This window comes from Shinella sp. (assembly GCF_052438155.1).
Classification (GTDB): Bacteria; Pseudomonadota; Alphaproteobacteria; order Rhizobiales; family Rhizobiaceae; genus Shinella.
Window position 1 is genome coordinate 417,070 of sequence record NZ_JBQVPI010000003.1, and the last position, 7,958, is coordinate 425,027.

7 protein-coding genes are annotated in these 7,958 nt (G+C 63.7%); all 7 read right to left on the reverse strand.

Annotated elements, in window-relative coordinates; translation table 11 throughout:
- Nucleotides 1–36 precede the first annotated feature (36 nt).
- Nucleotides 37–378 (reverse strand): RidA family protein, encoded by a 342-nt coding sequence (locus ACT6VE_RS08900; RefSeq protein WP_444798244.1) that lies wholly within the window; start codon nt 376–378, stop codon nt 37–39.
- A gap of 19 nt (nt 379–397) precedes the next feature.
- Entirely contained in the window at nt 398–2,185 is a 1,788-nt protein-coding gene (locus ACT6VE_RS08905) for an alanine racemase (RefSeq protein WP_444798245.1), read from the reverse strand.
- 3 nt (nt 2,186–2,188) lie between these two features.
- Complete coding sequence (locus ACT6VE_RS08910) at nt 2,189–3,436, reverse strand: D-amino acid dehydrogenase (RefSeq protein ID WP_444798246.1); 1,248 nt, start codon at nt 3,434–3,436, stop codon at nt 2,189–2,191.
- 62 nt (nt 3,437–3,498) lie between these two features.
- Nucleotides 3,499–4,518, reverse strand: coding sequence for a C45 family autoproteolytic acyltransferase/hydolase (locus ACT6VE_RS08915; protein WP_444798247.1), 1,020 nt, complete (start codon nt 4,516–4,518; stop codon nt 3,499–3,501).
- Between the two features lie 6 nt (nt 4,519–4,524).
- Nucleotides 4,525–6,063: a biotin carboxylase gene (locus tag ACT6VE_RS08920; protein WP_444798248.1), complete on the reverse strand. Its 1,539-nt coding sequence runs from the start codon at nt 6,061–6,063 to the stop codon at nt 4,525–4,527.
- Between the two features lie 22 nt (nt 6,064–6,085).
- Nucleotides 6,086–7,528 (reverse strand): aldehyde dehydrogenase family protein, encoded by a 1,443-nt coding sequence (locus ACT6VE_RS08925; protein ID WP_444798249.1) that lies wholly within the window; start codon nt 7,526–7,528, stop codon nt 6,086–6,088.
- Between the two features lie 7 nt (nt 7,529–7,535).
- On the reverse strand, nt 7,536–7,958 hold a 423-nt coding region (locus ACT6VE_RS08930), incomplete at its 5' end, for a thiamine pyrophosphate-dependent enzyme (protein ID WP_444798250.1).

Below are 7,958 nucleotides of genomic sequence, written 5' to 3' on the forward strand. Positions count from 1 at the left end.
ATGCTGAACCGGCTTTGTGTGGTTCGTTCAAGATGCTCAGACGAGCGCCGTCACCTGGATTTCGACCAGCAGTTCCGGGGCGGCAAGGCGGGCTTCCACCGTGGCGCGGACCGGCAGGTTGTTCGGATCGACCCACTGGTCCCAGACTTCGTTCATCTGGCTGAAATGGGCGATGTCGCGCAGCCAGATGTTGGCGCTGATGAGCTTGGCCTTGGAGGTGCCGGCCTCAGTCAGCAGGCTGTCGATCGTAGCCAGGATATCGCGGGTCTGCGCGACGGTATCTGCACCATCACCGGTGACGCCGGCGGTGGTGACGATGCCGTTGACGACGACGGCTTGGCAGAAGCGCTTGCCGGGCTTGATACGCTTGATCATCAAAAAACTCCCATGGTTGTGATCAGAGAATGGTTTTGCCGAAGGCCGACAGGATGAAGTTGGCGCATTCCGCGCCGATCGGCGATGGCAGCGCGGCATCAATGCCCGAAACGCTGAGCGAGCGCAACTTGCCGCTGAGCGCCGCCATTTCCATTGCCGAATGGGTTTCGCGCACCGTGATGCCGCCGATGCCGCCGCTCCAGCCGGACATGTCGGTCGCCGTTGGCGAATAGCAGAGGTGGAAGCCGCGCGTGCCGGCAGACGCGATCGCAATCGCCTCGCGCATCGCCTGGCGCAGCCCAACCGCGTCGATCTCTGCCATGGTGAAGACGCGCATGCGGGAGGCCTTCAACGCCGCAGCCTCTTCCGGCGCCGCGTTGCGAAGACCGATCAGCACGATGTTTTCCGGTGCTATGTGTGGCGGCAGGCGATCCAGCATGCGGCGCAGCACGGCGTTTTCCGCCGGTGGCGCATCAATGTCCCCGTCCGGCATCATCGCCGCGTCGGAATCGATCCAGATCATGCCCAGGCCATCGTGCCGGCGGCCGGCTTCCTCCACAAAACGGATGACATCACGCCTGCGGGCACAGATAGAGAGCGTCAGCGCGTTTTCATCCGCGCTCCGCTCGAAACCAAGATGGTCGATGCGCTCGGCAATGTTCTGCACGACGACGAGCGCGCCGCCAATGGCGTCCGTTTCGATCGCATAGGTCCTCGCCTCGCTCGTCTCGTACACATCCCGCATAGGAACCTTCTCCACATATTCGGAGGTCATGACTGTCAGCAGCGCGCCGTAGTTCATGCGGAAGCTGACATTTTCGCCCACAGCCAAGGGCGGATCGGCCTCGGTGAGGTCGAGCACCAAATGGTCGCTTGATGCGCCCAGCACTCTAACCCCGGGACGGGTCGGCATCAGCCCCTCGGCGATTACGTCCTCGCGGCCGATATTGGCGATGCCACGCAACCGGTCGCCCTCGTCGACGAAGATCGGCACCTTGCCGAAAGCGTCGATGCCGGACTGCCCGATCGGCATGGAGGGTTTTGTCTTCACCTCGAGCAACTCGCCCGTCAGTTCGAAGGCGTCGCGGTCGAGCGCCTCCCAGGGGTCGGTCAGGAACGTATCGCGCCCGCCCTGCAGGATCGCCTCGCCGATGCGCAGGTTGTTCACACCGTTCGGCATGCCACCGGCCAGCAGCAGCGGGAGCGATGAGGAATTGCCGCCGGAAACCCAGTCGAGCGGGCGACCTGTGATGCTCTCCACCTTGTAGGCGTGCGCGACGAGCTGCGTCAGGTTTTCCTGTGTCGGTATGATGGCGCCAAAACAGGTGAGGTTCGTGCCGACGCCGGCGATACGCACACCTGGCAGGTCCATCACCGCCTCGACGGTGGGAATAAGGTCGTTCGGCCAGATTCCTTCGCGCAAATCCCCGAGGTCGATCATCAGAATGACGTCGTGCACGCGGCCGAGCCGCTCGGCGATGCGCGAGATCTCCCGTATCAATTGCAGTTCGGATTGCAGGCTGATGTCGACGGTGCGCACCAGTTCCTCGACGCGCGTCAGCGGCGGGCTGCGAAGCAGCATGATCGGGCAGTCGATGCCGGCATCGCGCAGGCGGCGGATATTCTCGAAACGGGATTCCGCAATGCCCGCCACACCGCCGCGCAGCATGGCGCGCGCCACCTGCGGCATGCCGCAGGTGCCCTTCGTCACGCCGAACGGCGTAATGCCGGACTGGCGGCAGAGGTCCACAACGGTGCGGGCATTGTGCTCGATGCGGGCGAGGTCGATGGAGATTTGCGGGTCGGACATGCATCAGTTCCTATAAAGCAGGCCCGCGGTGTCGATCTCCGGCTTTCGGCCCGAAACGAGATCGGCGACGAGTTTCCCCGAGCCGCAGGCCATCGTCCAGCCGACATGACCGTGGCCGGTATCGAGGAAGAGATTTTCGTAGCGCGCCTGCCCGTGCACCGGCACCGAGCCCGGCATCATCGGGCGCAGGCCCGACCAGAGCACGGCTTTCGTTTCGTCGATCGCCCCGGGGAAAAGGTCGTGCGCGGTGCGGAACATGTTCGCGAAGTCGGCGGGCTTGAAGCTGCGGTCGTAGCCGGCGAATTCGGCGGTGGAGGCAAGGCGCAGGCGATCGCCGAGACGCGAATAGGCGATCAACCGGTCCTCGTCGACGCCGCCCATGGTCGGCCCCTTGTCCGCATCGATCGGCAGGGTCGCGGTATAGCCCTTCACGGGATAGACCGGCACGTCGATGCCGATCTTGCGCGCCAGCAGCGCGCTTTCCGGGCCAAGCGACAGCACCACGGCATCGCAGGCGACCGGCCCCTTGTCCGTCAGCACGGCCCTGACGCGTCCGCCCTGGACATCGAGGCCGGTAACCGTCGTGCCGAAACGGAAATCAACACCGTGGCGCACGCGCGCCTGTTCGGCGAGGCTGCGGGTGAAAAGCGAGGAATCCCCCGTCTGGTCCATCGAGGAGTAGACGCCGCCGGCAAGCTGGTGTTTGACGGCGGCAAGACCCGGCTCCAGCACCGCCAGCCGCTCGCGGTCCACCACTTCGATAGCGAGCCCCCGGTCGGCGATGTACTGCATGTGTTTTACACCGGCATCCATGCTCTGCTGCGAGCGGTAGAAATAGAGGATGCCCTTGCGCCGGTCATCATAGGATATGCCGGTCTCTTCCTGGATCGCATTGATGCATTGACGCGCATAAAATGCGAGGCGGAGCTTCACCTCGGTATTGGCGTTGGCGCGCGATTGTGTGCACTGCATGAGGAAGCGCAGGCACCAGGAAAGGAACTGCGGATCGAGGCTGAACCGCACCTTGATGCCGAGATCGGAGCGGAACAGCGATTTCATAAACGTGGTGAGTGCCGTCGGCGAAGCCCAGGCGGTGGAATCGCCGGGCGAGACGAGGCCCGCATTGCTCTGGCTGGTGCCGCGCGCCACGTCCTCGTGGCGCTCCAGCACCGTCACGTCGTGGCCGTCCTTCGACACATACCACGCCGCCGCCGTGCCGACGACGCCGGCCCCCAGAACGACTACTTTCATGACACTCCCCTCACCCTGGCGCAGTTCCGCTTTCCGCTTGCGAAACGGCCAGCCTTTTGTTTTTAACTGCTCACGGCACCCTGCTTGAATGTCGGCGCGAAGCCGCCGGAATCCCCGTCGTTGAAGCGGATGATGCGCACCTCGTCCTGGAATTCGGCGCAGGATTGCCGCCAGACCGAGCCCGGCCAGACGAGCTCGACCGAGGCATCGAGCGGCCGGTAGACAGCTGTGTAGAGCGTGCCGTAGCCGCGTCCATAGGATGTCTGGTAAACCGGCGGGCGAAGAAATCCGGAAAGAACGCGCTCGACCCCCGCCGACCCGGCCAGCGACTTCTCCACCGCCGCCTCGCGCTCGACCGACTTGGTGGTCTCGGCATGGCGCGCCCATTCGACGCCGTGCTGGTGGTTGGTGCTGACGCGCCGTTCCACCACCTCGGCCGGGCGATCCGGATTGACATAGACGGTCGCGTGATTGCCCTGCCGGTCGATGACGGCGATCGAATAGGACATGTGTACGGGAATGCGCTGGAGCATGGCGACGGCCTCCGCCGTGGTGCTCGCGAATTCCAGCACGTAGCGCAGCACGACCGGAATGCCGAACCCCTGCCCCGCGGCGGTGCGCCCACCAAAGGAGAGCGAGACCGAAAGCCCGTCTTCGTTGATGCCGTCGAGCACGCCCCAGAGACAATCGACTACGGCCAGCACACGCCTGCCGTTGAACCGGGAGGCGAGCCAGGTGCCTTCAAGAAGGCGCGGGCTATAGTCGTAATTGCGGATCAGCGCGGGTTCCGCGCCAGTCAGGATCGCCTGCGAGCAGCCGCCGACATAGAAGGGCGGACACCACATGGAGAGGAAGCGCGCTTCCAGATCCCCGCCGCCGGCCGTAGCCACGATGGCCTCGTAAGTCGGCAGCAGTTCCGGCATGTGCTTGCGCAACGCCTTGAGGCTCATGAAGTAGGTCGGGCGCGAGCGAACCCCATCGCGCACGAACCAGCGGCTATAGGCATGCCAGTGACGATCGAACACCCGGCGCCATTTCGGGCCGGGCATGTCTTCGTCGATGGCTTCGAACTGGAGGTCCATGGTGTCCTACAGGATCTTGAACGAGCCGGCTTCCGGCGCTTCATCGCGCTGGATTTCCGTCAGCGGCTTGCTGAGATATAGGCGCTTGATGCCCTTGATCCAGTTGCTGGCGCGCTCGTTCAGCTCGAATTCGTCGTCCATCACCCGCCCGCGCGTGATGAGTATGCCGAGATCGGCGCCCTCGTAGCGGTAATCACCGGGGCCAGTGATGCGCAGGAAGAAGGCCTCCTGCTCGCTCTCGATCGCCTGGCGGTGATAGTCGAAGCGGTCATAGGACACGCTGCCATCCGGCGCCATGCGATAGATGCCGGTCGCCGGCGCGTGGGTGACGATGTCAACGAGGTCTTCGGTCGACTTGATCACCACCTGCGACCAGGAATCGATGAACTCTTTTCGCGCCCAACGGTTGTTCAACTCCTCGACGTCGATCTTGTACTCGATGCCGGAGAATTCCATCAGGTGGAACAGGAAGAGCGGCGCATCGGCATAGGCGAAGGCGGCGTGGTTGGTCATCGAACTGGCGCCGCAGATGCGCGGGTTCAATTCGCCGAGATAGACCTCGTTGTCCTCGACGTCGATCAGGAAGTCGAGGTCGAAATAGCCGCGATAGCCCTCTTCGCGCAGCTGGTTGCCGAAGCGGTAGGCCATGTCGCGCGCCTTGGCACGGATCTTTTCCGAAAACGCGCCCGGAAAGATCTCGTTGCCGCACCAGCCGCCCTTGTAGGGCGTCAGCGCCGGCTGGCCGACGACTTCGGTCAGAAGCGGGCCGACGAGCGTGCCGGAGCCGGTCGTGCAGGCCTCCATCGTCGCGCCGCGGCACCTGATGCGCTTCATGATCTTCACTTCGTCCTCCGCGGAAATCTCCGCGGCGTGGCGGTTGTAGTCCTCTTCACTGGCGATGAAGAAGGTGGTGTGGCCGCTGTCGCCGAAGGCGGTCTGCACCACGAGGTCGTTGCCGATGCCGGCCTTTTTCGCCGATGACAGCAGTTCCTCATAGGTGCGGGCTGGCGCCAATGTGTTTGGCACGGAGGGCACATCGGCCTTGTTGCCGATGCGCACGGTTTCCATCTTGTTGTCGCAGCGCTGGCGCAGCTTTGCCTTTGGGAACCAGATCTCGATGCCGAGTTCCTCGCAGATCTCCTCGGTCTGCTCGTCGAACATCAGGAATGTTGCAACCGCGCGGCCGCCGCGCTTTGTAATGTAGTCGATCACTTCCTTGTGCTGCAGCAGATAGTTGTTGATGTCCTCGATGCTCTCGAATTCGGCATGGGGGATTTCGGAGGGGACGAAGACGTTCGGGTGGCGACCGTCGAAGCAGTCGATATAGCTGACGAACTTGAAGTTCCGCACCCATTCGTCGATGCCGATCAGGTTGAAGTTCGTCGCGGAGATGAAATAGATCGGGCGCTCGTTGCGGTGCATGACGACGCGCAGGTCGGCCACGTTGCGAATGGTTTCCATGATGTACCCCTCATTTTTCTTCGAGTGCTTCTTGCGCTTGTCGCGCTTCTTCTCGTTCTTCCGCTCTTTCTTCTTTTTCGACATGCCCCCCGGTCCGTCGTTTGGGTTATCGTTTCAGGCGTGACGTGACGTGCTTCACCTCAAGGTAGGAGGCCATGCCCCACGGCCCGAGCTCGCGCCCAATGCCGCTCGCCTTGAAGCCGCCCCAGGACGTCTGAACGAAAATCGCCTGCGGGCTGTTGATCCAGACATGACCGGCCTCAATGGCATTGGCCACGCGGTTCGCCTGCGCGTCGTCGCCGCTGACGATGGTTGCGACGAGGCCGAAATCGCAGTCGTTGGCGAGCGCAACGGCCTCTTCTTCCGTTTCGAAGGTGCGGATGCAGAGCACCGGCCCGAAAATCTCCTCGCGCCAGAGAGTGCTGGTCGTGGGCACATCGCCGAAGATCGTCGGCTCGATGAACCAGCCGTCCAGGCCGGCGGGCTTGCCGCCGCCGGCGAGCAGGCTCAAGCCCTCGGCCTTGCCGCGCTCGATATAGGCCAGCACCTTGTCATGCTGCGCCTTCATGGTGATCGGGCCGATTTGCGTCCCCTCATCCAAGGGATCACCGGGCTTCAGCGCCTGGCTTCCCGCGATTATGGCGTCTATTAGCTTTGGCGCAATTGATTTTTCCACCAGAAGGCGAGAAGTCGCGGAGCACATCTGGCCGGCATTGAAGAAGATGCCGCCGAGCACGCATTCCACCGCCTCGTCGAAATCCGCATTCGCGAAAACGACGATGGGCGACTTGCCGCCGAGTTCCAGGCTCACCGATTTGACGCCCGGGGCGCCCGCCGCCATGACGCGCGCGCCGACGGCGTTCGAGCCGGTGAAGGAGATTTTTGCGACATCCGGATGCGTCGTCATCGGCGCGCCGACGCGCTCGCCGGTGCCGGTAATGATGTTCAGCACACCGGGCGGCAGGCCGATTTCTTCGGCGATAGCGCCCAGTTCCAGCTCCACAATGGGCGTGATTTCGGATGGCTTCAACACTACCGTGCAGCCAGCGGCAAGTGCGGGAGCGACCTTCCAAGACGTCGTTACCAGCGGAAAATTCCATGGCACGATGAGGCTCGCGACGCCTGCCGGCTCCTGCCGCAGCCGGGCGTGAAAGCCATCGTCAGGCAAGGCGACATCCGCATCCTGCCGGTCCTGCAGGGCGATGGCCTGTTCGGCATAATAGGCGAAGCAGGCGGCCGCATCGGCCATGTCGATACGTGCCTCACCGAGCGGCTTGCCGTTGTTGCGCGAAGAGAGGCGCGCCAGTTCCTCGGCGCGGTCTTGAAGCTTTTCAGCGATGGCGGCGAGGTAGCGGGCGCGTTCGCGGCCGCCGGCATCGCGCCAGGCTGGGAAGGCGGCTTTCGCCGCCGCCACAGCCTTTTCGACATCCGCCGGCCCACCGGCCGAGACCTCATGGTAAGCGGTGCCGCGATAGGGATCGAAGACCGGGATTCGGCCGGGCTCTGCAGGTTCCTGCCATTGGCCGTCGATGAAGAGCTGGTTTCGCATTGTCGCCTCACGCGGCCAGGGTTTTGGCGAGCTGGGAGCCGGCCAGGATTTCGATGACGGTGGGCACGTTGCGGGTGGCCGACGCCTTGAGTTCGCTTTCCAGCTCGCCGAGCGAGGCCGGGCGCGAGGCTTCGCAGCCGAGTGCCTTGGCGAGGCCGACGAAGTCCGGGGTGAAGATATCGACGCCGATCTGCGGGATGTCGCGTTCGGCCATGAAGGCCTTGATCTCGCCGTAGCTGGTGTTGTTCCAGATGACGACGGCGGTGGCGATACCCGCTTCGACGGCGCTCGCCAGTTCCTGCACGGAGAATTGCAGGCCGCCATCGCCGATCAGGCAGACGGAGGGACGGTCGGGTGCGCCGAGTTTTGCGCCGAAGGCGGCGGGCAGGCCGTAGCCGAGTGTGCCGTAACCGGTGGAGGAGTTGAAGAA

Bases quoted from the DNA above. Each gene is read 5' to 3' on its own strand.
- ACT6VE_RS08905 (WP_444798245.1), bottom strand. From the start codon at position 2,185: ATGTCCGACCCGCAAATCTCCATCGACCTCGCCCGCATCGAGCACAAT.
- ACT6VE_RS08910 (WP_444798246.1), bottom strand. From the start codon at position 3,436: ATGAAAGTAGTCGTTCTGGGGGCCGGCGTCGTCGGCACGGCGGCGGCG.
- ACT6VE_RS08920 (WP_444798248.1), bottom strand. From the start codon at position 6,063: ATGTCGAAAAAGAAGAAAGAGCGGAAGAACGAGAAGAAGCGCGACAAG.
- ACT6VE_RS08925 (WP_444798249.1), bottom strand. From the start codon at position 7,528: ATGCGAAACCAGCTCTTCATCGACGGCCAATGGCAGGAACCTGCAGAG.
- ACT6VE_RS08915 (WP_444798247.1), bottom strand. From the start codon at position 4,518: ATGGACCTCCAGTTCGAAGCCATCGACGAAGACATGCCCGGCCCGAAA.